Genomic DNA, 24,549 nt, shown 5'->3' on the forward strand with positions numbered 1-24,549 from the left:
GCGCCTGTCAAGACGACCAGGGCAACGGGCGGCTCAGCCCAGCGGATAGCGGACCAGCACCTCGTACTGCGGACCGCGCGCGGTCAGATGGCTGCGCCAGAGGGTCAGCTCGCTCACCTCCCAGGGCTCGCTGCGGAACCCTGCGCCCCGGGCCACCGCCTGCTCCAGCCGGGCGGTGTCGGCAGGGTCCATCGCGGGCAGCCGTCCCAGCGTGACATGCGGCACGAACTTGCGCGCGTCGATCGGGCACCCGGCGCGGCGCGCGATGGTTTCGACCTTGGCTTGCAGATGGGTCAGCGGAGCCGAAGGCGCGACACCGGCCCAGACCGTGTGCGGCCTGGCCTTGCCGAACAGCCCCAGCCCCTGCAAGGACAGGGTGAACCGCCTTTCGCGCAGGGCGTCGAACCCCTCGTGCGCGGCGTCCAGCACCGGCTCGGGACATTCGCCCAGAAAGACCAGCGTCAGATGCAGGTTCTGCGCTTCGACCTTGCGCGGCAGCGCCATCAGCACCTGTTGCACCTGCAACGCCCCGCGCACGGCCTGCGGCAGGTCGATGCCCAGAAACGCCCGGATCATCGCCGCGCCAGCACCGCCAGCCGGTCCCGGATCTCCTCCCGCACCGGCCCTTCGCGCGGCGCGTCCAGCAGCGTCGTCCACATCTCGGGCTCGGGCACCGGTCGGCCGCCCCCGCCCCAGCCCAGCCCCCGCAGCACGTCCTGCGCGGCCTCCGGCAGGCGGTCCGGCAGCTCGCGTCCCGCCAGAAGGCCCCAGATCGCCGTCCAGAGCCTGCCGACCGACCACGGATTGTAGCCGCCCCCGCCCAGCACCAGCACGCGCGGCGCCAGGGGCAGCAGCGCCCGCACCGCCTCCAGATAGGCGCGGTTCGACAGGGCCAGCCGCGACAGCGGGTCCTCGCGCAGGCTGTCCGCCCCGCATTGCAGCACCAGCGCGTCCGGGCGGAACTCGGCCACCCGCGGCAGGATCAACCCGTGCAGCACGGCCCGCGCCTCGCTGTCGTTGTAACCCCTGGGCACCGGCAGGTTGAACGCGCTGCCGCCTGCCCGATCCTCCAGCGCGCCGGTAAACGGCCAGCGCCCCTCTTCGTGGACCGAGATCATCCGCACCCCCGGATCAGCGGCAAAGGCCAGCTCCACCCCGTCGCAATGATGCGCGTCAAGATCGACATAGACGATCCGCCCCAGCCCGGCCCGTTGCAGGACCTTGATCCCCAGCACCACGTCGTTGAGATAGCAGAACCCGTTCGCCCGCCCCGGCAACCCGTGATGCGTGCCCCCGCCCGGCACATGGATCACGCCGGGCGTCCGGGCCAGAAGCTCTGCGGCCAGCATCGTGCCCCCGGCCCCGGTGGCGGGGCGGCGAAAGACCTGCGGGAAAACCGGGTTCGACAGGGTGCCAAGGTGGAAGCGGTCGCGCATCTCGGGCGTGGCCTCGCCCAAGGCCTCGGCCTGCTGCAAGGCAGCGACGTAGGGGGCCTCGTGCCACAGCTGCAAGGCGGCGGGCTTGGCCCGCGGGCTTGCCCGGAAGCGGTCGGGTGGCAGCCAGCCCAAGGCGCGGGCAAGGTCCATCACCGTCGAGACCCGGGGCACCCGCAACGGGTGGCGCGACCCGTAGGACGAGCCGCGATAGATCTCGGACCCGATGAACAGCGGCGCGGCCATCGTCAAGCGGACGGGCGGCGCGCCTTCGATCATTCCAGCATCGCCTCGATCCGGCCCGCGATCTGCGGCCCCTCGGGCTTGACCGGCGCGCCGAAGGTGCCCGCGATGCTGCCGTCGGGGGCGATCAACACCTTGTTGAAGTTCCAGCCCGGGACAAAGCCGGTCTTGTCGCGCAGCCAGGCATAGAAGGGATGCGCGTCCTTGCCCTTGACATGGGTGATTTCCGTCATCGGAAGGGTCAGATCGAAGGTCAGTGTGCAGTATTCCTTGACGGCTGCCTCATCGGCAAGCTCCTGGTTGAAGTCGTCCGAGGGCACCGCCAGGATCAGCGCGCGGTCACCGAACCGTTCGTGCAGCGCCTGCAACGCGTCGAACTGCCCGGCATAGCCGCACAGCGAAGCGGTGTTGACCACCAGCACCGGCTTGCCGCGCCATTCGTCCAGGTCGATCTCGCCCCCGTCGATCGAGGCAAAGCGGAACCCCTCGGCCGCCAGGGCAGGCATCGCCGCAAGACCTGCCACAAGGGTAATCACACGTCGGATCATGCTGCCCTCTTTTGCATCCTGTGCCGCACAGTCAGATAACCCGACCTCTGTCCTGGTCAACTTATCCTGAATTTGCTGGGACTTTCTTCACGATCATGCCATATTGCTGTTGAGGATTGCGAGCAGCGGCCAGTCCCGAAAAGGGGCGGTCAGGTAGGCGTGGAATGGGTTGGCAACAGAAGATTCAGGCACGGGATGCCGGTGCCGGGGGTGTGAAGGTGCAGTATGGCGCCCTGTGCTGGCGTGACGGCGGCAAGGGGGTGGAAGTGCTGCTGATTACCAGCCGCGACACGGGGCGCTGGGTCATCCCCAAGGGCTGGCCGATGCCCGGTTTGGCCCCCGAGGCCGCCGCCGCGCAAGAGGCCTGGGAAGAGGCGGGCGTGCACGGCCAGATCAATCCCTGCTGCATCGGGCGGTTCGGCTATCAGAAATGTCTGTCGGCCAGCACCGCGATCCCCTGCGCCGTCGCGGTCTACGGGCTGCGGGTGGAAAGCCTGGCCTCCAGCTTTCCCGAAATGAAGGAACGCCGCCGCAAATGGTTCCCGCTGGACGAGGCGGCAGCTCTGGTCGCGGAACCGGAACTGTCGCGGATCATCGCCGGCTTCACGCCGCCCAAGGACGGTCGTCCCGCCCCGATTGCGGCCGAAGATGACGACGCCGCCCCGGACCCGCGCCTCGGCGACGGCAAGGGCCGCGGGCATTGACCTTTTGCCGGGCCTCATTAGGTAGAGGCTGATTTCGATGCGGACGGGCGAAAGATGATCCGATACAGTCTTCGTTGCTCCGGGGACCACGGGTTCGACAGCTGGTTCAAGGGCGCCGACGCCTTCGAGGCGTTGCAGGCGGCGGGTCAGGTGGCCTGCCCGGTCTGCGGCTCCACCTCGGTGACGAAGGACCTCATGGCCCCCGCCGTCCGCCCCGCGCGGTCTGCCGCAGCCGCGACACCGCCCGAGACCACCGGACGACCCGACCTCTCGGCCCCCGCGTCCGAGCTGGAGGCGAAACTTGCCGAGCTGAAGCGGCTGATCGAGGCGAATTCGGAATATGTGGGGATGAACTTCGCGGCCGAGGTGCGCGCCATCCATGCCGGAAAAGCCCCGGGGCGGCCGATCCATGGCGAGGCCAGGCCCGACGAGGCGCGGGCGATGATCGAGGAAGGCCTGCCGGTCGCCCCCCTGCCCTTCCTGCCCGCCCGCAAGGTCAACTGACACGCGCCGCGCGCGGCGCCTTTTGCGATACCCCTGAAATCAAGGGGTTGGCTGCGGACATTTACCTTTGATAAAGGTCTGACCGCGCCACGACAGCCCAAGATCGGCGATGCGCGCGGATCAGTAGATATAGCGGATCTGTTCGGTCCAGAACCGTTCCATCCGTTTCAGCGACATGTTGATCTCATCCATCCCGGAAGCGTCGATCAGCGCCCGCTTCTCGATCCCCTCGGCATGGCGGGCAAAGAGGTCCGACAGCAGCCCCCGCACCTCGCGCCCCTTGTCCGTCAGCCGCACCCGGACCGACCGGCGGTCGATTTCCGACCGCTGGTGGTGCATGTAGCCCAGTTCCACCAGCTTCTTCAGGTTGTAGCTGACATTCGAGCCCTGATAGTAGCCGCGCGACTTCAATTCGCCGGCCGTCACCTCGTTCTCGCCGATGTTGAACAGCAAAAGCGCCTGGACCGAGTTGATCTCGAGGATGTTCAGCCGTTCGAATTCGTCCTTGATCACATCCAGCAGCAGCCGATGCAGCCGCTCCACCAGGGCAAGGTTGTCAAGGTAGCAGGACAGGAAAGCCTTCTGCGATCCATCCAGCACCGGGGCATAATGCGTCATACCATCTCTCCACCATTCGGACGGGGACAGAATCGGCACAAAGCGCAAACATTCCGTAAACTTGCGAAGAACTTCGCCTATCTTGCCGCTTTCAGCCGCGTCTCGGCAAAGGCGGCGATCCGCGCCAGCAGCGGCGCGAGCGCACCGGGCGGGACGGACTGGCCAAGGATCCAGGCCATCAGATCCTGATCGTTTTCGGCCAGAAGCGCATCGTAAAGCTCGAGATCGGGCACGGACAGGTCGGCCAGATGCGCATCGGCAAAGGGCCCGAGCACCAGGTCCATCTCCTTGGTGCCGCGCCGCCAGGACCGCATCCTCATCCGCTTCAGGCGCGCTTCAGCCGTCTCGTCCATTCGTCCATCGTTCCTGCTTGAACCCTGTCAGGGCGGACCCTAAGACAGGCGCAACGGAAACTCCACCATCGAAAGGGGCTGTTGATGGCCTTCCTGTCCGACACGCTGGCCAGGGTGAAGCCCTCGCCCACCATCGCCGTGACCACGAAGGCACAGGCGCTGAAGGCCGAGGGCCGCGACGTGATCGGTCTGGGCGCGGGCGAGCCGGATTTCGACACGCCGGAAAACATCCGCGAGGCCGCCAAACGCGCGATCGACAGCGGCAAGACCCGGTATACGCCAGTGGACGGCATCCCGGAGCTGAAGGCGGCGATCTGTTCCAAGTTCCTGCGCGAGAACGGGCTGACCTACACGCCGCAGCAGATCAGCGTCGGCACCGGCGGAAAGCAGATCCTTTACAACGCGCTGATGGCGACGCTGAACCCGGGTGACGAGGTCATCATCCCCGCACCCTACTGGGTCAGCTACCCGGACATGGTGCTGCTGGCGGGCGGCACGCCTGTCCCGGTCGTGGCGGGCATCGAGACCGCCTTCAAGCTGACGCCGGAACAGCTGGAGGCCGCGATCACGCCGAAGACGAAGTGGTTCATCTTCAACTCGCCGTCCAACCCCACGGGCGCGGGCTATACGCGCGCCGAGTTGAAGGCGCTGACCGATGTGCTGATGCGGCACCCCCATGTCTGGGTGATGTCGGACGACATGTACGAACATCTCGTCTTCGACGATTTCGAATTCTGCACCCCGGCCGAGGTGGAGCCGGGCCTTTACGACCGCACGCTCACCTGCAACGGCGTGTCCAAGGCCTATGCGATGACCGGCTGGAGGATCGGCTATTGCGGCGGCCCGGTGGCCCTGATCAAGGCGATGGGGACGATCCAGAGCCAGTCCACCTCGAACCCCTGTTCGGTCAGCCAGCATGCGGCGCTGGAGGCGTTGTCGGGCCCGCAGGAGTTTCTGGCCGACTGGCGGAAGGTCTTTCAGGGCCGCCGCGATCTGGTGGTGTCGATGCTGAACCAGGCGCAAGGCATCCGCTGCCCCAGGCCCGAGGGCGCGTTCTACGTCTATCCCGACATCTCGGGCTGCATCGGCAAGGCCACGCCCGCAGGGACCGTCATCACCAACGACGAGGTCTTTGCGACGGCACTTCTGGAGGAGACCGGGGTCGCGGTCGTCTTCGGCGCGGCCTTCGGTCTGTCGCCCAATTTCCGGGTCAGCTATGCCACCTCGGACGAGGTGCTGCGCGAGGCCTGCGCCCGCATCCAGACCTTCTGCGCCAGTCTTGTCTGACGGCAGGGTTGACGACTCTGCCTTGCTCGGGAAGGAATATCTCTTGCACGCCGGGGTTGTCCTGATGTGATCGAAATAGGCATTTAGAAACAATGACCGCTGATCTTCCCGATTATTACTTCCGGGTGCGCGAGAACGGCGCCGTGGTGTTCCGTCTGGGCACCGAAAACCGTCAGCGCCGGATCGAGATGGACGAGATCGCCACGGTCAATGTGAAGAACGGCACCATCAAGCCGCATGGCGAGGTGCAGCTGACCGAGGCCGACCGGGCCGCGATCAAGGACTGGCTTGCCGCGCGTCAGGCGCAGCTTGCCATGCGCGAGGTGGACGACATCCTGCGCACGGTGGACCATCTGAACCTGACGACGCAATGGGCGCAGTCGCGGGCGACGGATGCCCAGCTTGAAGCGGTGACGGACCAGCTTCTGCTGGCGATGCACGACCTGCGGTCGATGCTGGTGCGGCGCAAGGCCGACCGGCTGGGCAAGACCACGGACTGAGGGCTCCTCGTTCGCCTTCGGCTTCTCGTCGCCGGAGATCAGCGACGAGGGAGGAAGTCACCGATGAGCGGGTCGTCAGATCTGCTTTTCCGGCATCTGCACGCGCAGGCCATCCAGGGCGTCGGTCACTTTGAGCTGGCAGGTCAGGCGCGAGCGGACCGGATCGGGGTGCCAGGCGAAGTCGAGCATGTCGGCTTCCATGTGGTCCTTCGGCGGCAGGCGATCCACCCAGGCCGGATCGACATAGACATGGCAGGTCGAACAGGCGCAGGCGCCACCGCAATCGGCCTCGATCCCCGGGATGCCGTTGTCGCGCGCGCCTTCCATCACGGTCAGGCCGTTCGCGACCTCGACGACGTGCTCTTTGCCATTGTGTTCGACGTAAGTGATCTTCGCCATGTCTGGGTCTCCCGGGATCGACAGACGTGACATAGGCCAGTCTGCCGGCTTTTGCCAGAGGGGCGCGGGCTTGCCTTGCCGCACGGATGTTCTAGTACTGTTCGCATGACGCTGCTGCCTGCCCCTGCCCCGCGCGGCACCTCCTGGCCGCGCCCGCCCCGCGCCTTGCAGGCCGCCCGGCTGGGCGAGCCTCCGGCCGGCGCGCGGGTCACGGTGGCGGGGCTGGTGCTGGTGCGGCAGCGGCCGGGCACGGCGAAGGGGGTGATCTTCGTCACGCTGGAGGATGAGACGGGGACGGCGAACGTCGTCGTCTGGGCCAATGTCTACGAACGCTTCCGCCGGGCAGTGATCGCGGGGCGGCTGCTGCGGGTGACGGGACGGCTTCAGCGCGAGGCGGGGGTGGTGCATGTGGTGGCCGAGCGGATCGAGGACCTGTCACCGCTTCTGGACCGGCTTCTGGATCCCGGCTTCCGGCATGACGGGGCGCGGGCGGGAGACCAGCCGTAACCCGATTTCTTCGAAGAAACCAAACCGGCAAAATTCCGCCCCCCGGAATCGAAACGGCGGCGAAGAGGACCCCGCCGCCATTCCAAAGCCTGACTCCGGCGCTCAGTCCTCGATCGACAGCGCCACAAAGCGCGGGTCGCCGCCGCGGCGGACCAGAAGCAGGATCGACTTGCGGCCTGCATCCTTCGCTTCCTTGATCCGGTCCTTCAGATCCTGCAACCGCACCACCTTCTGCTGGCCGACCTCGGTGATGATGTCGCCTTCGGCCAGGCCCTTGGTGAAGGCCTCGGAGGCCTGATCGACGCCAAGGACCATCAGCCCCTGCACCGAAGGCTCCAGCCCCAGCCTGGCGCGCATCTCGTCGTCCACGGGTGCCAGCGTCAGGCCCATCGTCTCCATTTCCTTGGGACCGGCCTCTGCCGGAGCCGAAGCCGGCACCGCCGCCGCCTCGGCCTCCTCGCGGCGACCCAGCGTGACCTGCAAGGTCTCGGTCTTGCCGCCGCGCAGCACGATCACGGGGACCGCCTCGCCGATCGGCGCATCGGCCACCCGGCGGGTCAGATCGCCGGCACTTGCGACTTCCTGCCCGGCAAAGCGGGTGATGACGTCGCCGGCCTTGATCCCGGCCGCCTTGGCCGGACCATCAGGAACGTCCGACACCAGCGCGCCCGCCGCCACCTCAAGCCCCATCGATTCCGCGATCTCGGGCGAGACGTCCTGAATGCGCACGCCCAGCCAGCCGCGCCGGGTCTCGCCATATTGCTTCAGCTGATCGACGACCTTGGCCACCACGTTCGAGGACATCGAGAAGCCGATGCCGATCGACCCGCCGTTGGGCGACAGGATCGCGGTGTTCACCCCCACAACCTGGCCGTCCATGTTGAACAAGGGCCCGCCGGAGTTGCCGCGGTTGATCGCCGCGTCGGTCTGGATGTAATCGTCATAGGCGCCCTTCAACTCGCGTCCGCGGGCCGAGACGATGCCCGCGCTGACCGAGAAGCCCTGGCCCAGCGGGTTGCCCATGGCCATGACCCAGTCGCCCACGCGCATCAGGTCGCTGTTGCCGAAGCTGACGAAGGGCAGCGGTGTGTCGCTTTCGACCTTCAGCAGCGCAATATCCGTCTTTGGATCGGTGCCGACCAGCTTTGCCTTCAGCTTCTTGCCTGAAAAGAACTCGATCTCGATATCGTCGGCACCTTCGATGACGTGGTTGTTGGTGACGATATAGCCGTCCTCGCTGATGACGAAGCCCGATCCCAGCGCCTCGGACCGCTGCGGTCCCCGCTGACCGGGCGCGCCGAAGTCATCGAAGAAATCCTGGAACGGGCTGCCTTCGGGCACCATGGGCATCCCATCCGCCGGGGCGGCGACCACGGTACTTGTGGTGATGTTCACGACCGAAGGGCTGATCTTCTCGGCCAGTTCGGCAAAACTCTCGGGGGCGCTGAAGGCCTGGACATCGCTGGCCGGGGCGACACTGAGACCGAAACCCAGGACCAGCGCCAGAAGCGTGCTGGAGCGGAGGGCAGCGCGGATGGAAGGGGAGAGGTCGGGCACGATGTGAACTCCTGTTCATCGGGTCAGGCAGGGGTGGCGGCCGGAACAGCCTCTCCCCGTCGCTGCTGACAAAACAGTTAGTGGAAGGCCCCCGCAATGCAAACCCCGTCGCGGCGCTTCAAAGGGATGTGAACGCAAATGTCGCGCCGGGGTGGCGGATCAGGCTGCCTTGACCAGCCAGACGATCAGCACACCCAGCGCAAGCGCGCAAAGCCCGATCAGGCGGCGCTGGTCCGGGGGCAGCGCCGCGATCAGCCGCAGCGCATCCTCGATCCGGCGCGGGGCCAGCGCAAGCACCAGCCCCTCGATCGCCAGAACCAGCCCCAGGGCCAGGACGACCTGGCTCACGGGTTGGTCGGAGCCCCTTCGACCGCTGGTGCCGCTGGCGCCGGGGCGGGAGTCGTCGGCCCGACCGACGCCCCGCTTGCGCGCCCGGCATCCGACCGCAGATAGTCGAAGAACTCGCTGTCGGGCTGCATCACGATGGACGAATTGGCACCCTTGAGGCTGGCCTCATAGGCCGCAAGCGACCGGATGAAGGCAAAGAACTCCGGGTCCTGGCCATAGGCTTCGGCCAGGATGCCGTTGCGTTCGGCATCGGCCTCGCCGCGGATCACGTCGGCCTGACGCCGGGCGTCCGAGGTCAGCTCGACCACCGTCCGGTCCGCCGCCGCCCGCACCCGCTGCGCGGCCTCGCCGCCGCGGGCGCGTTCGTCCGCCGCCTCGCGGTCACGTTCGGCGCGCATCCGGGCGAAGGTCGCCTCGAGGTTCTGTTCGGGCAGGTCGGTGCGGGTCAGCCGCACGTCGATCACGTCGATGCCAAGGGCCTGGCCTTCGCGCTTGGCGATGGTCAGGATCTGGTTCATCAGGCCGGCACGGTCCTGCGACAGCACCTGTTCCTGCGTGGCGTTGCCCAGAACTTCCGGGATCGCCTGGCTGAGGATGTTGCTCAGAAGCTGCCGGGCGCGCTCTTCCCCCGCGGTGCCGACCGACTGGCGGAACTCCACCAGATTGACGATGCGCCAGCGGGCGAAGGCATCCACCACCAGACGGCGGTCGGACAGAAGCGTGACCTCGATCGGCTGGGTCTGAAGGCCGAGGATACGGTCCTCATACAACACCACGTCCTGCATCAGCGGGATCTTGAAGCCAAGGCCGGGGTCCTCCTTGACCTGGACGACCTGGCCGAATTGCAGCACCAGCGCCTTCTTGCGTTCGTCCACGATGAAGACCGAGGACAGGACCAGCACCAGAAGCACCACGAAGGCGGGGACAAGATAGATCGCGCGCATCAGTTGTTCCCCCCTGCCACGGCGCCGCCGCCCTGGCTGGGCGCCATCCGTCCCAGCTCGTTCAGCGGCAGGAAGGGCACCACGCCCTGCCCCGCCTCACCGCCCGAGACGCCATCGAGGATCACCTTGTTCATGCCGCCAAGCACCCGTTCCATCGTTTCGAGATATAGCCGCCGCCGGGTCACCTCGGGCGCCTTCACGTATTCGGAGTAGACCGACAGGAAGCGCGCCGCCTCACCCTTGGCGCCGTTCACGGCCTGGGCGCGATAGGCCTCGGCGTCTTCCAGAAGCCGCGCCGCCTCGCCCCGGGCGCCGGCGGTGACCTGGTTGGCATAGGCGTCGGCCTCTTTCTCGAGCCGGTCGCGTTCCTGCTGGGCGGCCTGCACGGCACGGAAGGCGTCGATCACCTCGCGCGGGGGCTGGGCGGTCTGCAGGTTGACCCGGATCACGGTGATCCCGGCATTGTAGCTGTCAAGCGTCGACTGCACCGCCGTCCGCAGATCCGCGGCGATGACACCCCGGTCGCGGTTCAGGATCGGCGACAGTTCCGACCGGGCGATGATGTCGCGCATCGCACTTTCGCTGACCGCGCGGATCGCCTCTTCGGGATCGACGAGGTTGAAGAGATATTTCTCGGGGTCCGAGATGTTCCAGACCACCTGAAAGCCGATGTCGACGATGTTCTGGTCGCGCGTCAGCATCAGACCCTTGTCGTTGCTGCCCGGCACGGTGCCGATGTCCGTCGTGCGTTCGCCGGTCACCTGGACCTTTTCGTAGGTCACGATGGGCCAGGGCGCGAAGTTCAGGCCCGGATTGCCCACGCCTGCGCTTTCGCCCAGGAACAGCTCGACCGAGCGTTCTTCGGGCCGCACGGTGTAGAAGGACATGAAGGACCAGACCGCGATCAGCGCAAGCGCGCCAAGGGCCAGGCCCTGCCTGGTGAAGATCGGACCTTCGGGATCGCCGCCGGACCCGCCCGTGCCGCGATTGCCGCGCCCGCCCATCAGCACGCGCAGCTGTTCCTGCCCCTTCTTCATCAGCTGGTCGATCTCGGGGATCTGTCCCCCGCCCTGAGCCGGCCGCCCGGCGCGACGGTCGTCGTCGTTGTTGCCCCTGCCGCCCCGGTCATCCCCGCCCGAGCCGCCACCGCCGCCCCAGGGACCGCCACTTCCTGCCATTGATCGAACCTCTTCCAGACCTTTACCCTAAGCTGGTCATATCCAGCCGGAAATCAACCCGTCGCGTCCCGCTCTCAGGCGGTTCGCACCGGTTTTCGCATCGTCACCAGCTCTTCGGCCATCGTCGGATGGACCGCGCAGGTCGCGTCGAATTGCTCTTTCGTGGCCCCCATCCCGATCGCGATGGCCGCCAGCTGGATCATCTCGCCCGCCTCCGGTGCGACAATGTGACAGCCAAGAACCTTCCGCGTGGCCTGCGAGACGATCAGCTTCATCAGCACACGGTCCGGCTTGCCGGCAAAGGCGGTCTTCATCGGGCGGAAGGCGGTCGAGTAGACCTCGATCGGCTCTTGCTCCCGCGCCGCTTCCTCGGACAGGCCGACGCTGCCCATTTCCGGCTGCGTGAAGATCGCCGAGGCGACCAGCTTGTGGTCGAAGGCCGTGGGTTTGCCGCCAAAGACGGTGTCGGCAAAGGCATGGCCCTCGCGGATCGCCACGGGGGTCAGGTTGATCCGGCCGGTGACATCCCCCACCGCAAAGACCGAAGGCACGGCGGTCTGGCTGAAACGGTCCACCGGAATCTCGCCGCTGCGGCCCAGCGTGATGCCGATCCCCTCCAGCCCGAGGCCCTCGGTGTTCGGGCGGCGGCCGGTGGCGTAGAGCACCAGATCATATTCCGCCTCGGACCCATCGGTCGCCACGGCGCGGATGCCGGTCGCGGTCTTTTCCAGCCGCATCACATCGGTGCCGCAATGGATCGCGATGCCTTGCGCCTGCATCGCGTTCGCCACATGGCCCCGCGCCTCGTCATCAAAGCCGCGCAGGATCTGCGCACCCCGATAATACTGGCTGACCTTGACCCCCAACCCGTTCAGTATGCAGGCGAATTCGCTGGCGATATAGCCACCTCCCACCACCAGGGCCCGCTTCGGCAGCGCGTCCAGATGGAACATCTCGTTCGAGGTGACGGCCAGATCCGACCCCGGAAACTCGGGCACGAAGGGCCGCCCGCCGGTCGCCACAAGGATGTGCCTGGCCGTGACCTCCTGCCCCGAGGCGAGCCGCACCCGATGCGGATCGACCACCGTCGCGCGGTCGTCATGGACGATCACCCCTGCGGTCTTCAGCGTGTTGCGATAGGCGCCCTCCAGCCGGTCGAGTTCCGCTTCCAGATGCGTGCGGAAAGCCCGCCAGTCGAAGGCCCCGGCCTTGATCTTCCAGCCATAGGCCTGCGCTTCCTCGACCATTGCGGGAAACCCGCTGGCAAAGACCATCAGCTTCTTCGGCACGCAGCCCCGGATGACGCAGGTGCCGCCCATCCGGCTTTCCTCGGCCAGCCCCACCTTCGCGCCATACTCGCCCGACGCGACCCGCGCCGCCCGCACGCCACCCGAGCCGCCGCCGATGACGAAGAGATCGTAGTCGAAGGTCATGCCATGCCCCGCCCGCAGTCCAGTCCTGTGTCCCAGCTATGCCCTCGCGCGTCGCGACGGAAGCCCGAAGCCGCACGTCTCGGTTCCCTTTCGGTAACTGCCGGTCCCGCGCTTCGCTTACCGCCGTCCCGCCTTCGCCCGTCAATCCAGATCGGCAAAGATGTTGCGGCTTTCGGTCAGGTCGACCGCGCCGGTCTCGATCCGGCCCGAGTTGATGTCGCGCACCGTCACGCGCCCATCGCCGTGGCCGATCACCACGATGTCGCAGATGTCGATGAACAGCCCGTTTTCCACCACGCCGGGGATCTGGTTCAGGACCAGCGCCAGCTGCCGGGGATTGCCGATCCGTTTCAGGTTCAGGTCCAGCAGGTAATGCCCCTCATCCGTCCGCAAGGGCGCGTCGCCCACCATCCGCAGGCTGACCTCGCGGTTCATCACGTCCAGGCTGTACAGCGTCTCCTCGATCAGCGCCTTGGTGGTCTGCCAGCCGAAGGGGACCACCTCGACCGGCAGGGGAAAGGCCCCCAGCTGTGCCACTTCCTTGGCCGCGTCGGCGATCACGATCATCCGGTCGCTGGCGGTGGCCACGATCTTTTCCTGCAACAGCGCCGCCCCGCCGCCCTTGATGAGGTTGAGGTTCTGGTCGAACTCGTCCGCGCCGTCGATGGTCAGGTCCAGCCATTTCACCTCGTCCAGGGCGACGACCGTCAGACCGCTGGCCTTCGCCAGATCCGCCGTCCGCGTCGAGGTCGGGACGCAGGTGACCTCCAGCCCTTCGTCCCGCACCCGCTCGGCCAGGCAGCGCACCATCCAGGCTGCGGTCGATCCGGTGCCCAGCCCCAGCTTCATCCCGGATTCGACGAAATCCACCGACCGCCGCGCCGCGACGTATTTGGCCTGGTCGATGGGTGAAAGTTCGGCAGCCATGGCGAAATCCCCTCTTGGTCGCCCCGCAATAGCGCAAAGTCCGCCGCAGGGCGAGAGGGTTCAGACCGGTCCCGCTGCCGATCGGCCGGGGTGCAGGTCGTCATGTCGCCTTGTCCGGCGGGATGATCGCGGCGGCAACCTCGTCCCGCGTCAGGGCAGCATCGCCGTTGCGGTCCAGCGACATCAGCGCCCGCAGCGCCTCTGCCTCCGCCTCGCCCAGCGCGCGCAGGGCCGCGGTCCGCCCGACCTCTGCCATCTCGACCGGGCTGATCCGCCCGTCGCCATCGCCATCTGCCGCGATGAACTGCCGTTCCATCCGGCCCCGCATCGCGGCGCTGGCCGCGCGCTGGCTGACCTTCATCTCGGCGCGATCCAGCGCCCCGTCCCCGTCCAGGTCCATCGCCAGAAGGCGGCGCAAGGCCGATGCCCGCGCCCCGGCACGCCCCAGCGCGATATGGTCCTCGATCCCGGCTGCCGTCAGGCCCTGCGGCCCGCCGAACCCTGCGATCAGGTCGGTCACATCGGCGACGAACCGGTCCGGGTCGCCCCCGACCCGCAGATCGGCAATGGAGTCCTGTGCCGAAGCGGCCCGCGCCAGCCCCATCGCCATCAGCACCGCCATCATCATCCGCCGCCGCATTCCGACCTCCCTCGCCTGTCACGGCGCAGTCTGACCCGATCAGGGTTGCCAGACGGTTAACGCCGGAGGCCCCGAAGCGTCGAATGACTGCAGAGGGTCGCTTTTTTCGCAGCGATGTGCCCAGAGTTGCGCAACCCTGCCCCTGCTGCCCACGGAAGCCGCCGATGTATCGCCTGCACTACGCCCCGGACAATGCCTCGCTCGTCATCCGCCTCGTGCTGGATGGCGCGGGCATCCCGTACCGGACGGCGCTGGTCGACCGGCGCACCCGGCAGCAGGACGGCCCCGCCTATCGCGCGCTGAACCCGACCGGGCTGATCCCGACGCTGGAAACGCCCGTCGGGCCGATCTCGGAAACCGGTGCGATCCTCTTGTGGCTGACGGACATGCACAGGCTTGGTCCCGGCCCCGCCGACCCCGACCGCCCGGCCTTCCTGAAATGGCTGTTCTTCCTGTCGAACACCGCGCATGCCGACCTGCGCACGATCTTCTACCCGCACCAGTACGCCCCCGCCGACGCCCATGCCGCGCATCACGAGATCATGTCGGCCCGGATGCTGCGCCACTTCGGCCTGCTGGACAGCGCGGCCCGGGCGCATCCGGCGCTGTTCGCCGCCGGACGGCCGCTGGGCGTCTACACCGTGGTCCTGACCCGCTGGGCCGCACTTTACCCGGTCGACGGTCCGCGCTGGCTGGACCTGGCCGACTACCCGACCCTCGCCGCACTGGCCCGTGCGCAAGAGGCGCGCGTCGAGACCCCGGTCGTCGCCCGCGCCGAAGGCCTCGGCCCCCATCCCTTCACCAACCCCGAACAGCCGAACCCGCCGGAAGGATCTGTCCTGTGACCCTGACCCTGCACCATGCGCCCGACTTCGCCTCGACCATCGTCCGCTTCGCGCTGGAGGAGCTGGAACTGCCGCATACCCTGGCCATCGTCGACATCGAGGGCGGCGCACTCGCTTCGCCCGAATACCGGCAGGTGAACCCGGTGGGCCTGATCCCGGCGCTCGAGACCGACGACGGCCCGATGTTCGAGACCGGCGCGATCCTGCTCTGGCTGGTGGACCGCAGCGGCCGGCTTGGTCCCGGCCCGACCGATCCCGACCGGGGTGCGTTCCTGTCCTGGCTCTTCTTCACCTCGAATGCGCTGCACCAGGCGGCGCTGGCCATGTTCTACCCGCACCGTCCGGCGGGCGAGGCGAACAGCGCCGCCGCCCAGGCCGCCGCGCAGGAACAGATCATCGCCCGGCTTGGGCTGATCGAGCAGCTGATCGCCACGCGAAACCCGCGCTGGCTGTCGGCGGACCACCCCGGTGTCCTGGGCTACTACATCGGCCTCCTCGTGCGCTGGCTGATCCTGCTGCCACCACCGCCCTACGGCATCAGGATCGACGATTTCCCCCATCTGAAAGCCGTCCTCGCCGCACATGAGGCACGCCCCGCCGCGCTGCGTGTCGCGGCGTCGGACCGCCTTGGCCCCACCCCTTTCACCAACCCGGGTTCCTGATGTTCCTTTCCGTCTTCGACATGTTCAAGGTGGGCATCGGCCCCTCCTCCAGCCACACCATGGGCCCGATGGTCGCCGCCGCGCGCTTTCTGGACACGATGCGCGCCTCGCCCTTCCATTTCCACGGCTTGCGCGCGTCGCTGCACGGCTCGCTGGCCTTCACCGGGGTCGGCCACGCGACGGACCGGGCGACGATCCTCGGCCTCGCGGGCTTTGCGCCCGACACCTACGACGCCGACAAAGCCGAAGCGGTGCTGGCGAGGATCAGGGAGACGAAGGCGATCGAGGCTCCGGGCCTCGGCACCCTTTTCTTCGACCCCGGCAAGGACCTTGTCTTCGACTACGGCCCACCCCTGCCGGGTCACGCCAACGGCATGATCCTCAGGGCCACCGACGCCCAGGGCGACGTGATCCTGGAAGAGACCTACTACTCCATCGGCGGCGGCTTCGTCCTGACCGCCTCCGAACTGGCCGATGCCGGTGGCACCGGGGCCAGGGCGCGCGCCGATGTGCCCTGGCCCTTCGAGACTGCCGCCGAAATGCTGGAGATGGCGCGCAAATCCGGGCTGACCATCGCCCAGATGAAGCGGGCGAACGAGCTGAAGTTCCGCACCAGTGCCGAACTGGACGCCGGCATCGCCCGCATCTGGCAGGTGATGAACGACTGCATCAACCGCGGCATGAAGGGCGAAGGCATCCTGCCCGGGGGCCTGAAGGTGCGCAGACGGGCCAAGGGCATCCACGATGCGCTTCTGGCCGAACGCGGGCTGAACCTGACCCCGCCGCACACGATCAACGACTGGATGTCGCTTTACGCGATGGCCGTGAACGAGGAAAACGCCGCCGGCGGTCAGGTCGTCACCGCCCCCACCAACGGCGCCGCGGGCGTGGTCCCGGCGGTCCTGCGCTACTACCTCGACCACGTCCCGGGCGCCTCGACGGCCCGGGTGGGCGATTTCCTTCTGACCGCTGCGGCCATTGGCGGCCTGTGCAAGCACAACGCCTCGATCTCGGGCGCGGAATGCGGCTGCCAGGCCGAGGTGGGCAGCGCCGCCGCCATGGCCGCCGCCGGGCTTTGCGCCGTGCTGGGCGGCACCCCGGAACAGGTGGAAAACGCCGCCGAGATCGCGCTGGAGCACCACCTCGGCATGACCTGCGACCCGGTGAAGGGTCTGGTCCAGGTGCCCTGCATCGAACGGAACGGCCTCGGCGCGATCAAGGCGGTCTCCGCCGCCTCCCTCTCGCTTCGGGGCGATGGCCGGCACCTCGTCTCCCTCGACGTCTGCATCGAGACGATGCGCCAGACCGGCCGCGACATGCACGAGAAATACAAGGAAACCAGCCTCGGCGGCCTTGCCGTCAACGTCCCGAACTGCTGACCAAAGGGTGCCTCCGGCGGGAGTATTTGGGAAAAGAGCAAATCCCCTTGCTCTTTTTCCAAATACTCCGGGGGTCTGGGGGCAGCGCCCCCATCGCCCGAGGAGGAGGCGCAGGCCGACGACGAGACGAAAGGCTTGCGCGTCAGCGCTCGATCCGAAAACCGCCCCGCCCCCCCGCGATGTCGCTTTCAGGCAGGCAGCGCCCCTGCGCAGCGGCTAGCCAAGGGTCATGACCCGCGACACCACCCTTCAGGGCGTCGTCCTGATGCTCGCCTTCTGCGTGATCGCGCCCATGCTGGACGTCTCCGCCAAACTCGCCGCCGAGGCCGGGATGCCCGTGGGCCAGGTCACCGCCGCGCGCTTCGTGGTGCAGACCGCGCTCATGCTGCCCGTGGTGCTGGTCCTGCGCCTGCCGCTGGGGCTGGACGCGAGGGCGCTTGGCTACACCACGCTGCGCGCGCTGTTCCTCCTCGTCTCGACCTTCGCCTTCGTCTCGGCCATCGCGTTCATACCCATCGCCGATGCCCTGGCCATCGTCTTCGTCGAGCCCTTCATCCTGCTGATCCTGGGGTCATTCCTGTTCGGCGACCAGGTCGGTCCCCGCCGCATCGCCGCCTGTGCGGTGGGGTTTGTCGGCGCGATGTTCGTGATCCAGCCCTCGCTTGCCGCCTTCGGCCCGGTGGCGCTCTGGCCGCTCGCCACCGCTTTCCTCTTTGCCTTCTACATGCTGGTCACCCGCGCGATTTCCGCCTGGATGCACCCGGTGACCATGCAGTTCCACACCTCCTGGACCGGGCTCCTCCTCTGCCTTCCGGTGATGCTTCTGGCCGACGGCTCCGGCATCAGCGCGCTCGACCCGATCCGGCCCACGGGCTGGACCTGGCTCTGGTTGTTCGGCGTCGGCTTCTGGGCCGCGGTCAGCCACATGTGCATGACCTATGCGCTGAAATTCGCGCCCTCGGCCACGCTTGCGCCGCTGCACTATGTCGAGATCGTGACCGCCGTGATCCTGGGCTACGTGATCTTCGGCGACTTCCCGAACCGGCTGACCTGGATCGGCATCGCGATCATCGTCGCGTCGGGGCTCTACATCATCCACCGCGAACGGCTGGCGGCCCGGGCCAAGGCGCGCGCACCGCACATCACGGTGCTGCCAGAAGCGCCCTGATCGCCGCATCCAGGCGCCTGCGGGGCAGGATCACCAGCATCCCCGGCCGGTCGAAGCTCAGCGCCACCCGCCGCGCCACCACCCGGTTCGAGGCGCCGATCATCCCGTCCGGCGCGAACTCAAGCCCCGCGATCGGCCATTCCAGTCCCGCGCTGGTCCCACCAACCCGCCCCATCGGGAACAGCGACAGGGGGTCGCCCGGCGCAAGGTCCAGCTCCAGCCGCGACGGGGCGGCAAAGGCAAAATCCTTCGGCCCGATCAGAAGACAGCGCCGCTCGGCCCTGGCGATCAGCGTGGAAAAGGCCGCGAGCCCGTGGTCCAGCCGCGCGCCGGCAAAGCCCAGCGCAAGGACCAGCGGCGCCTCGATCAGCCGCAGCGCCTTGTCAAAGTCGGTCGTGACCTGTTCCGCGACAAGATGCTGCCGCGACTGGGGTATGGCCTGCCGCGCGGCCGGGGAAATCGAATCCATGTCGCCGATCACCGCCTCGGGCATGACCCCCAGCCGCAAAAGCCGATCCGCCCCGCCGTCGGCGGCCACAGGCACCGGCGCCCGCTTCAGCGCCAGGGCCAGATCACGGGCCGCAAAGGGGCCTCCCCCGGCCAGCGTGACACCTTGGGTTGACTGGACAATCGGCGATTTCATGTAAGACTGTATCCAATTAAGGCAGATTCCCCGGGCTCCGGCCACAATCAATCCATCAAATTACCCCGGTCTGTCCATGCATTGGGACGGTCCGGAAGGGTATCGTAGGACGACCAAGGCGAAAGGCTGTCGAGTCATGACAAGTGAAAGCAAGATCCTGACCGTATCCTACGGGACTTTCAGCTGCACGCTGGAAGGGTTCGAGAATCCCTTCGATACGATGAAGGCGATTGCCGAATACTTCCGCGATCTTGCCGCGCAGGACCGCCATTTCGGCGCCGAGCCGCCGCCGCCCGACGCCGCCATGCTGCACCGCCTGGCCGAGCGTGAGGTCGCGCGTCTGGCCGCCGCTTCGGCGCAGCGCAATCCGGGCCAGCCGGCCGAGGCGCTGGCCGATGGGCCCGCCGAAGCTGCCTCCGCCGAACCCGCCCCGGCCGAACCCGCCGTGGCTCCGCGCATCCTTTTCAACCGGGTCGCCCGCCGCACGTCGGCCGAGGCTGACGGCACGGATCTCCCGGTCGAGGAGGATGCTACCGCGTCTGAACCCTCGCTGCAGGATGGCATCCCCGATGGGGTTGCTGCGAAACTGGCCCGCATCCGGCGCCTGGTGAACCCGGCAGCCGCAGACCTGACCACGCAAGCCTCGCCCGTCCTGGCCGAAGAGGCACTGGATGCCAATGCCGAGGACCGCTCCGATGTCGCTGCCCGTCTGGGCGCGCTGATCGCGGATGACGAACCGGCCCTTGACGCGGCACCGATGGCCGACGATCTGGCCGCCGACCCTGCCGATCTGCCCGCCGCCGAAGACGCCGCCCCCGCAACCGACCGCGTCGAGGAGGTTGCCGAGGACTTCGTGCCCTTCGTCGATCAGGCCGAGGACCTGCCGCCTGCCGCCGAGGCCGAAATGGCAATCGCCGCCGAAACGGTCGCGGACAGCGAAGCCCTTGCCGATCTTGCCGCGCTGGACGGTGTCAGCCCTGACGACGCGGCCACCGCTGCGGCCCTCGATGCCGCGCAGCCTCAGGAGACCCTCTCCCTCGACAGCGACGCGGCACCTGCATTCGAATCGTCCATGGCAGACCTCTCCGTCGTCACCGGGGACGAAGGGGCCGACCTGTCCCTCGCCGATCTGCCCGAAGCCGTCGCCGAGACTGTCGCCGAGACCGGGCCTGTCGCCGCCGAGGCGGATGCCGAAGAGACGGAGCTGGACAGCGCCCAGGGCAGAAAGCGCTCGCGCCGCCTGACGTCGCGCGTCGTGCGTCTGCATCCCGATTCCCAGCCCGGGACGAACCGCGACCCGTCGGCGACACGCATCATGGACGGCGACAGCGAATCGGACGAGATCGCGCGACTGATGCGGCAGGCCGAGGAAGTGATGGCCGAAGAGGCCAACCGCCGCCGGCAAGAGGCGCTGTCGCATCTCAAGGCTGCTGTGGTGTCCACCGAAGCCGACCGCGCCGACCTGGATTACGAGGCCCCCCGCGCCGACGTGAATCTCGACCCCTACCGCGACGACCTGGCCGAGGCGATCCAGCCCGATGCTCCGGCCGCCCCCGAAGCCGCGCCCGAGGTCAAGCCGACCCGGCGCAAGTCGGTCGGCATCCGCCCGCAGGAACCGCGTCCCGGCACGATCCGCCCCGGCATGATCAGCCCGCCGCCGCTGGTGCTGGTGTCCGAACAGCGTGTCGACCGCATCATGCCCGCCGCCGCAGCGCCCGCGCCTGCCCCCGCTCCTGCCTCGGCGCCGCTGGTCTCGCCGCCGGTGCCCGGCATCGCTCCGGCCAAGCCCGACGGCCAGCCGATGGTCGCCGTCCGCACCGGCCGCCTCTCCGGCGCGATCGGCGCTGGCGCGGCGCTGGCCGCCGCTTCGGCGCCGGCGCGCAACATCGTGCTGGAAAAGCCGACCTATGGCACCGCCGCCGAGGCCGACGAGGATGAGGATCTGGCCGAAGACAGCCGCGAGATCGACGAACAGGGCCTGGCGGCCTTTGCCGAGACGGTCGGGGCCCGGTCGATGGCCGAAATGCTCGAGGCCGCCGCCGCCTACGCCACCTGCATCGAAAAGCGCACCCACTTCACCCGCCCGCAGCTGATGCGGCGGATGATGGCCAGCGCGGGCGGCAAGCCGGTCAGCCGCGAAGACGGGCTGCGGTCCTTCGGCACGCTTCTGCGCACCGGCCGGATCGAGAAGGTGACGCGCGGCCACTACGCCCTGGCCGAAACCTCGCCCTATCTGGCCGAAGCACGTCGGCTGAGCTGAGGCGGCGCGACAGCAGGAACAGATCAGACGGACGGGCCGTGCCCGTCCGTTTTCGCATCCGGATCGGCCTGACCGATGCCGCGGAAGATGAACCGGAACGGCAGCGCCCAGGCAAAGCCCAGCGCGACATAGATCGCCAGTTCGACCAGCACCGAGGGTCGGTCGATCAGCCCCACCAGCGTGACCGCCGCCACCACATAAAGCGGCATCCCGACCAGCAGGATCACCAGCGCCCAGCGCCTGCGCGCCTTGTAGCCTAACGCCATCTCGTCTCTCCCCGCACCGCTCCTCGCGTCCTCCGGTCGCTCCTCGCCTGCCCGCGAAGAGAAGGCGAAGCCGCACGAAGAGCCCGCCTGTTCAGTCCGCGAAAGGATCGGTCACAAGGATCGTGTCGTCCCGCTCGGGCGAGGTGGAAAGTAGCGCGACCGGGCACTGGATCAACTCCTCGATCCGCCGCACATACTTGATCGCCGCCCCCGGCAGTTCCGCCCAGGATCGCGCCCCGGCGGTCGTCTCCGACCAGCCCTCCATCTCTTCGTAGATGGGTTTGCAGCGCGCCTGCTCATCCGCCGCGATGGGCAGGTAATCCATCCGCTTGCCGTCCAGATCATAGCCGACGCAGATCTTCAGCCGTTCGAAACCGTCCAGCACGTCCAGCTTGGTCAGCGCGATCCCCGACACGCCCGAGGTGGCACAGGTCTGCCGCACCAGCACCGCATCGAACCAGCCGCAGCGCCGCTTGCGGCCCGTCACCGTGCCGAATTCATGCCCGCGCTCGCCCAGCCTTTCGCCATCCGCATCGTGCAGTTCCGCCGGGAACGGGCCTTCGCCCACCCGCGTCGTATAGGCCTTCACGATCCCGAGGACGAAGTCGATGGCCGTGGGCCCCACCCCCGTCCCGGTCGCCGCCTGCCCGGCAATGGTGTTCGAGGACGTCACATAGGGATAGGTCCCGTAGTCGATGTCCAGAAGCGAGCCCTGCGCGCCCTCGAACAGGATGCGCTTGCCCGCCCGCCGCGCCTCGGTCAGCACCTTCCAGACCGGGCCGGCATAGGGCTTCAGCTTCGGCGCGATCTCCAGCAGCTGCGCCCTCAGCGCCGCGGGGTCCACCGGCTCCAGCCCCAGCCCCGCCCGCAGCGCGTTGTGGTGGGTCAGAAGCCGCCCGATCCGCGTCTCCAGCGTCGCCGCGTCGAACAGATCCGCCACCCGGATCGCCCGACGACCCACCTTGTCCTCATAGGCCGGGCCGATCCCGCGCCCGGTGGTCCCGATCTTCGCCACCGTCGTCTGCGCCTCGCGGCCCCGGTCCAGCTCGCCATGGATCGGCAGGATCAGGCTCGCGTTCTCGGCCAGCATCAGGTTCTCGGGGCCGATCTCCACCCCCTGCCCGCGCAGCTTCTCGATCTCGGCCACCAGATGCCAGGGGTCCACCACCACGCCGTTGCCGATGACCGACAGCTTGCCCGGCCGCACGATGCCAGAGGGCAGAAGCGACAGCTTGTAGACCGTGTTCCCGATGACAAGGGTATGGCCTGCGTTATGCCCGCCCTGGAACCGCGCGATCACATCGGCGCGCTCGCTCAGCCAGTCGACGAGCTTGCCCTTGCCCTCATCGCCCCACTGGGCACCCACCACGACGACGTTGGCCATTCCGATCTCCCCGGACTACGATCAAACCACGGGGGGTATAGCGACCGGGCGGCGCAGGGGAAACCCTTGAAACACGCGCGCGCGGGCCGGGGGCAGCACGGCTGGCTCTGCCCGGTCGGCCAAGGGCAGGCAGATCCGGGCAATCGGTCGGCCACCCGCAGCGTCGCCAGTCCCGCGATCCACCCGCAGCCGCAGATGCTGCACGGACCGCGCGGCACTCATCAAGGCCGGGAACCAGTCCACATCCACAGGCCAGAGAGAGCCGCAGTCACAGGTCCGCCAGGGCCGGATCATGCCAGGACACCTCCGTCGCAGCCCCTTGCCACGGCTGCCGACAGGGTTAGCATGGGCCGACCGCATTCCAGGGGGCACGACCATGGGCATCCTTCTGCGCTGGCTTGGCGCCTTCCTGCTGCTGGCGGCGATCTTCAACCCGACCTCGTGGAACTATGTCAGCTGGGCGCGCACCGCCTGGGCCGACCAGACGCCGCTCGTCGTCTTCCTTGGCCTGATCCTCGCGGTCCTCGCCATGGTCTACCTGGTGGCCACCCTGCGCTCGATCGGTCTGCTCGGCGCCCTCGTGATCGTGGCGATCTTCGCCGCGGGCCTCTGGGTGCTGATCGACTGGGGCCTGATCGGCCTCGACAATTCCGCGCTGAACACCTGGCTTGCGATCCTCGCGCTCTCGCTGATCCTCGGCATCGGCATGAGCTGGTCGATCCTCCGCCAGCGCCTCTCGGGCCAGCAGACCACGGACGAAGTCGATGGCTGAGACCTTCCTCTACCTCACCCTCGGCACGAACGATCTCATCCGCGCTGCCCGCTTCTACGACGCCGTCCTCGCCCCCCTCGGCCTCGTCCGCCGCGCAACCGAGGATACCGAACTCGGCTACGGCCTGCCGGACGACCGCCGCATCCGGCTCTGGATCACGCTCCCCTTCGACGGCAATCCCGCCACCACCGGCAACGGCACCATGCCCGCCCTTGTCGCCCCCGATCAGGCGGCGGTACGGGCCTTCCATGCCGCCGCCCTCGCCCACGGCGGCAGCGACGAGGGCGCCCCCGGCCTGCGCCCCTACGGCCCCGGCTTCTTCGCGGCCTATGTCCGCGACCCCGACGGCAACAAGCTCTCTGCCGTCCACGAAGGCGGCTGACCGCCCGGTCCCGCTCTCCCGCCCCGGTCCTGCTCTTTTCCCAAATACTCCCGCCGGAGGCCCGCCCGCCCGCCGCTGGCACCCCGCCATGCGACAGCGCCGCGGCAGCGCCGTCCGAGGGGTTCGATGCCCCGAGGATGGCTCCCCCGTCGGGGAGGAGACCCTTGCACCCCGTCCCCCTTCCGCCTAGATAGGCGCGTCAGCCTCGGGAAGCCCATGGAAAACGTCGTCCTCACCATCCACCTGATCCTTGCCCTGCTCCTGATCGGGGTCGTGCTGCTGCAACGCTCCGAAGGCGGCGGGCTGGGCATGGGCGGTGGCGGCGGCACGATGTCGGCCCGGGGTGCGGCCACCGCGATGACCAAGCTGACCTGGATCTTCGCTGCGGCCTTCATCGTGACCTCGATCACGCTCACCATCCTTGCCGCCCGGAGCGGTGGAAGCGGGTCGGTGGTCGACACCGCGGCAACCGCAACCCCGGCCGCAACGCCCGCGACAGAGGCCCCCGCGACCGGCGGCGGTCTGGCGGGCACCGACCTGACCCTGCCCGGCACCGGCGACGCGCCCGCAAGCCCGCCGCCCGCCGACGTGCCCGCCGCCCCGGCGACGACCCCCTGATCCTACAACTGCTTGCCGTTCATCCTGACCTCGCCCGCATGATCTAG

30 protein-coding genes are annotated in these 24,549 nt (G+C 68.2%); 13 read left to right on the forward strand and 17 right to left on the reverse strand.

The window, feature by feature from the left end; genetic code table 11:
* Window positions 1-33: 33 nt before the first annotated feature.
* Genes thpR through D5084_RS03055 form a run of 3 tightly spaced genes read right to left on the reverse strand, consistent with a single transcriptional unit; the run spans window position 34 to window position 2,224 of the window.
* Window positions 34-576 (reverse strand): RNA 2',3'-cyclic phosphodiesterase, encoded by a 543-nt coding sequence (gene thpR, locus D5084_RS03045; RefSeq protein WP_128514045.1) that lies wholly within the window; start codon window positions 574-576, stop codon window positions 34-36.
* Entirely contained in the window at window positions 573-1,712 is a 1,140-nt protein-coding gene (locus D5084_RS03050; RefSeq protein ID WP_238382505.1) for an acetoin utilization protein AcuC, read from the reverse strand. Before D5084_RS03050 ends, thpR begins: the two co-directional genes overlap by 4 nt.
* A complete protein-coding gene (locus D5084_RS03055) occupies window positions 1,709-2,224 on the reverse strand; it encodes a glutathione peroxidase (RefSeq protein WP_128514046.1) in 516 nt (171 codons plus the stop codon). The genes D5084_RS03050 and D5084_RS03055 overlap by 4 nt, the downstream gene beginning before the upstream one ends.
* A 164-nt stretch (window positions 2,225-2,388) precedes the next feature.
* Here D5084_RS03055 and D5084_RS03060 point away from each other — a divergent pair, with 164 nt between their 5' ends.
* On the forward strand, window positions 2,389-2,928 hold the full coding sequence (locus tag D5084_RS03060) for an NUDIX hydrolase (protein ID WP_128514047.1): 540 nt from the start codon (window positions 2,389-2,391) through the stop codon (window positions 2,926-2,928).
* Window positions 2,929-2,982: 54 nt separating this feature from the next.
* Window positions 2,983-3,432 carry a DUF1178 family protein gene (locus D5084_RS03065; protein WP_128514048.1) on the forward strand — a complete coding sequence of 150 codons (450 nt, stop codon included), beginning with the start codon at window positions 2,983-2,985 and terminating at the stop codon, window positions 3,430-3,432.
* A gap of 120 nt (window positions 3,433-3,552) precedes the next feature.
* Here the strand turns inward: D5084_RS03065 and D5084_RS03070 are convergent, their stop codons facing one another.
* Both D5084_RS03070 and D5084_RS03075 read right to left on the reverse strand, forming a co-directional pair.
* Window positions 3,553-4,050, reverse strand: a complete 498-nt coding sequence (locus D5084_RS03070; RefSeq protein ID WP_128514049.1) for a MarR family winged helix-turn-helix transcriptional regulator — start codon at window positions 4,048-4,050, stop codon at window positions 3,553-3,555.
* Between the two features lie 77 nt (window positions 4,051-4,127).
* The gene (locus tag D5084_RS03075) at window positions 4,128-4,403 is read right to left on the reverse strand and encodes an FAD assembly factor SdhE (protein WP_128514050.1); all 276 of its coding nucleotides are present in this window, start codon (window positions 4,401-4,403) and stop codon (window positions 4,128-4,130) included.
* An 84-nt stretch (window positions 4,404-4,487) separates the two neighbouring features.
* Here D5084_RS03075 and D5084_RS03080 point away from each other — a divergent pair, with 84 nt between their 5' ends.
* Together D5084_RS03080 and D5084_RS03085 are read left to right on the forward strand one after the other, a co-directional pair.
* On the forward strand, window positions 4,488-5,690 hold the full coding sequence (locus D5084_RS03080) for a pyridoxal phosphate-dependent aminotransferase (protein ID WP_128514051.1): 1,203 nt from the start codon (window positions 4,488-4,490) through the stop codon (window positions 5,688-5,690).
* Between the two features lie 92 nt (window positions 5,691-5,782).
* The gene (locus D5084_RS03085; RefSeq protein WP_128514052.1) at window positions 5,783-6,190 is read left to right on the forward strand and encodes a hypothetical protein; all 408 of its coding nucleotides are present in this window, start codon (window positions 5,783-5,785) and stop codon (window positions 6,188-6,190) included.
* Window positions 6,191-6,265: 75 nt separating this feature from the next.
* Here the strand turns inward: D5084_RS03085 and D5084_RS03090 are convergent, their stop codons facing one another.
* Window positions 6,266-6,589: a 2Fe-2S iron-sulfur cluster-binding protein gene (locus D5084_RS03090; protein WP_128514053.1), complete on the reverse strand. Its 324-nt coding sequence runs from the start codon at window positions 6,587-6,589 to the stop codon at window positions 6,266-6,268.
* Window positions 6,590-6,694: 105 nt separating this feature from the next.
* On the opposite strand from D5084_RS03090, the gene D5084_RS03095 reads away from it, so the two are divergent.
* Entirely contained in the window at window positions 6,695-7,096 is a 402-nt protein-coding gene (locus D5084_RS03095; protein WP_128514054.1) for an OB-fold nucleic acid binding domain-containing protein, read from the forward strand.
* Between the two features lie 102 nt (window positions 7,097-7,198).
* Here D5084_RS03095 and D5084_RS03100 read toward each other — a convergent pair whose 3' ends face one another.
* The 7 genes from D5084_RS03100 to D5084_RS03130 all read right to left on the reverse strand — a co-directional run bounded on the left by D5084_RS03100 (window position 7,199) and on the right by D5084_RS03130 (window position 14,123).
* A complete protein-coding gene (locus tag D5084_RS03100; protein WP_238382506.1) occupies window positions 7,199-8,653 on the reverse strand; it encodes a DegQ family serine endoprotease in 1,455 nt (484 codons plus the stop codon).
* A gap of 159 nt (window positions 8,654-8,812) precedes the next feature.
* On the reverse strand, window positions 8,813-9,001 hold the full coding sequence (locus D5084_RS03105; protein ID WP_128514055.1) for a DUF2065 domain-containing protein: 189 nt from the start codon (window positions 8,999-9,001) through the stop codon (window positions 8,813-8,815).
* Entirely contained in the window at window positions 8,998-9,945 is a 948-nt protein-coding gene (gene hflC, locus D5084_RS03110) for a protease modulator HflC (RefSeq protein ID WP_435532656.1), read from the reverse strand. The genes D5084_RS03105 and hflC overlap by 4 nt, the downstream gene beginning before the upstream one ends.
* Window positions 9,945-11,123 (reverse strand): FtsH protease activity modulator HflK, encoded by a 1,179-nt coding sequence (gene hflK / locus D5084_RS03115; protein ID WP_128514057.1) that lies wholly within the window; start codon window positions 11,121-11,123, stop codon window positions 9,945-9,947. Before hflK ends, hflC begins: the two co-directional genes overlap by 1 nt.
* A gap of 74 nt (window positions 11,124-11,197) precedes the next feature.
* Window positions 11,198-12,556 carry a glutathione-disulfide reductase gene (gor, locus tag D5084_RS03120; protein WP_128514058.1) on the reverse strand — a complete coding sequence of 453 codons (1,359 nt, stop codon included), beginning with the start codon at window positions 12,554-12,556 and terminating at the stop codon, window positions 11,198-11,200.
* 141 nt (window positions 12,557-12,697) lie between these two features.
* A complete protein-coding gene (gene rpiA / locus D5084_RS03125; protein WP_128514059.1) occupies window positions 12,698-13,483 on the reverse strand; it encodes a ribose-5-phosphate isomerase RpiA in 786 nt (261 codons plus the stop codon).
* 100 nt (window positions 13,484-13,583) lie between these two features.
* Window positions 13,584-14,123, reverse strand: coding sequence for an EF-hand domain-containing protein (locus D5084_RS03130; RefSeq protein ID WP_128514060.1), 540 nt, complete (start codon window positions 14,121-14,123; stop codon window positions 13,584-13,586).
* Window positions 14,124-14,287: 164 nt separating this feature from the next.
* Between D5084_RS03130 and D5084_RS03135 the strand changes: the two genes are divergently transcribed.
* The 4 genes from D5084_RS03135 (at window position 14,288) to D5084_RS03150 (ending at window position 18,177) form a co-directional block, all read left to right on the forward strand.
* Entirely contained in the window at window positions 14,288-14,968 is a 681-nt protein-coding gene (locus D5084_RS03135; RefSeq protein ID WP_128514061.1) for a glutathione S-transferase family protein, read from the forward strand.
* Window positions 14,965-15,630, forward strand: a complete 666-nt coding sequence (locus D5084_RS18415) for a glutathione S-transferase family protein (RefSeq protein ID WP_162302365.1) — start codon at window positions 14,965-14,967, stop codon at window positions 15,628-15,630. Before D5084_RS03135 ends, D5084_RS18415 begins: the two co-directional genes overlap by 4 nt.
* Entirely contained in the window at window positions 15,630-17,009 is a 1,380-nt protein-coding gene (locus D5084_RS03145) for an L-serine ammonia-lyase (RefSeq protein WP_128514063.1), read from the forward strand. Before D5084_RS18415 ends, D5084_RS03145 begins: the two co-directional genes overlap by 1 nt.
* A 229-nt stretch (window positions 17,010-17,238) precedes the next feature.
* The gene (locus D5084_RS03150) at window positions 17,239-18,177 is read left to right on the forward strand and encodes a DMT family transporter (RefSeq protein ID WP_238382507.1); all 939 of its coding nucleotides are present in this window, start codon (window positions 17,239-17,241) and stop codon (window positions 18,175-18,177) included.
* On the opposite strand, the gene D5084_RS03155 is transcribed toward D5084_RS03150, so the two are convergent.
* Window positions 18,152-18,820, reverse strand: coding sequence for a thiamine diphosphokinase (locus D5084_RS03155; protein ID WP_128514064.1), 669 nt, complete (start codon window positions 18,818-18,820; stop codon window positions 18,152-18,154). The genes D5084_RS03150 and D5084_RS03155 overlap by 26 nt on opposite strands.
* 136 nt (window positions 18,821-18,956) lie before the next feature.
* Between D5084_RS03155 and D5084_RS03160 the strand changes: the two genes are divergently transcribed.
* Window positions 18,957-21,080, forward strand: coding sequence for a hypothetical protein (locus D5084_RS03160; protein WP_128514065.1), 2,124 nt, complete (start codon window positions 18,957-18,959; stop codon window positions 21,078-21,080).
* A 23-nt stretch (window positions 21,081-21,103) separates the two neighbouring features.
* Here D5084_RS03160 and D5084_RS03165 read toward each other — a convergent pair whose 3' ends face one another.
* The 3 genes from D5084_RS03165 to D5084_RS03175 all read right to left on the reverse strand — a co-directional run bounded on the left by D5084_RS03165 (window position 21,104) and on the right by D5084_RS03175 (window position 23,024).
* Window positions 21,104-21,346 (reverse strand): DUF2842 domain-containing protein, encoded by a 243-nt coding sequence (locus tag D5084_RS03165; RefSeq protein WP_128514066.1) that lies wholly within the window; start codon window positions 21,344-21,346, stop codon window positions 21,104-21,106.
* A 91-nt stretch (window positions 21,347-21,437) separates the two neighbouring features.
* Window positions 21,438-22,730 (reverse strand): adenylosuccinate synthase, encoded by a 1,293-nt coding sequence (locus tag D5084_RS03170; RefSeq protein WP_128514067.1) that lies wholly within the window; start codon window positions 22,728-22,730, stop codon window positions 21,438-21,440.
* Window positions 22,731-22,751: 21 nt separating this feature from the next.
* Window positions 22,752-23,024 carry a hypothetical protein gene (locus D5084_RS03175; RefSeq protein ID WP_128514068.1) on the reverse strand — a complete coding sequence of 91 codons (273 nt, stop codon included), beginning with the start codon at window positions 23,022-23,024 and terminating at the stop codon, window positions 22,752-22,754.
* Between the two features lie 82 nt (window positions 23,025-23,106).
* Here D5084_RS03175 and D5084_RS03180 point away from each other — a divergent pair, with 82 nt between their 5' ends.
* The 3 genes from D5084_RS03180 to secG all read left to right on the forward strand — a co-directional run bounded on the left by D5084_RS03180 (window position 23,107) and on the right by secG (window position 24,502).
* On the forward strand, window positions 23,107-23,502 hold the full coding sequence (locus D5084_RS03180; protein ID WP_128514069.1) for a DUF6524 family protein: 396 nt from the start codon (window positions 23,107-23,109) through the stop codon (window positions 23,500-23,502).
* Window positions 23,495-23,884 (forward strand): VOC family protein, encoded by a 390-nt coding sequence (locus D5084_RS03185; RefSeq protein WP_128514070.1) that lies wholly within the window; start codon window positions 23,495-23,497, stop codon window positions 23,882-23,884. The genes D5084_RS03180 and D5084_RS03185 overlap by 8 nt, the downstream gene beginning before the upstream one ends.
* A 216-nt stretch (window positions 23,885-24,100) precedes the next feature.
* The gene (secG, locus tag D5084_RS03190) at window positions 24,101-24,502 is read left to right on the forward strand and encodes a preprotein translocase subunit SecG (protein ID WP_128514071.1); all 402 of its coding nucleotides are present in this window, start codon (window positions 24,101-24,103) and stop codon (window positions 24,500-24,502) included.
* The last annotated feature ends 47 nt before the right edge of the window (window positions 24,503-24,549 follow it).

Source organism: Tabrizicola thermarum (assembly GCF_003574395.1).
GTDB lineage: Bacteria > Pseudomonadota > Alphaproteobacteria > Rhodobacterales > Rhodobacteraceae > Tabrizicola > Tabrizicola thermarum.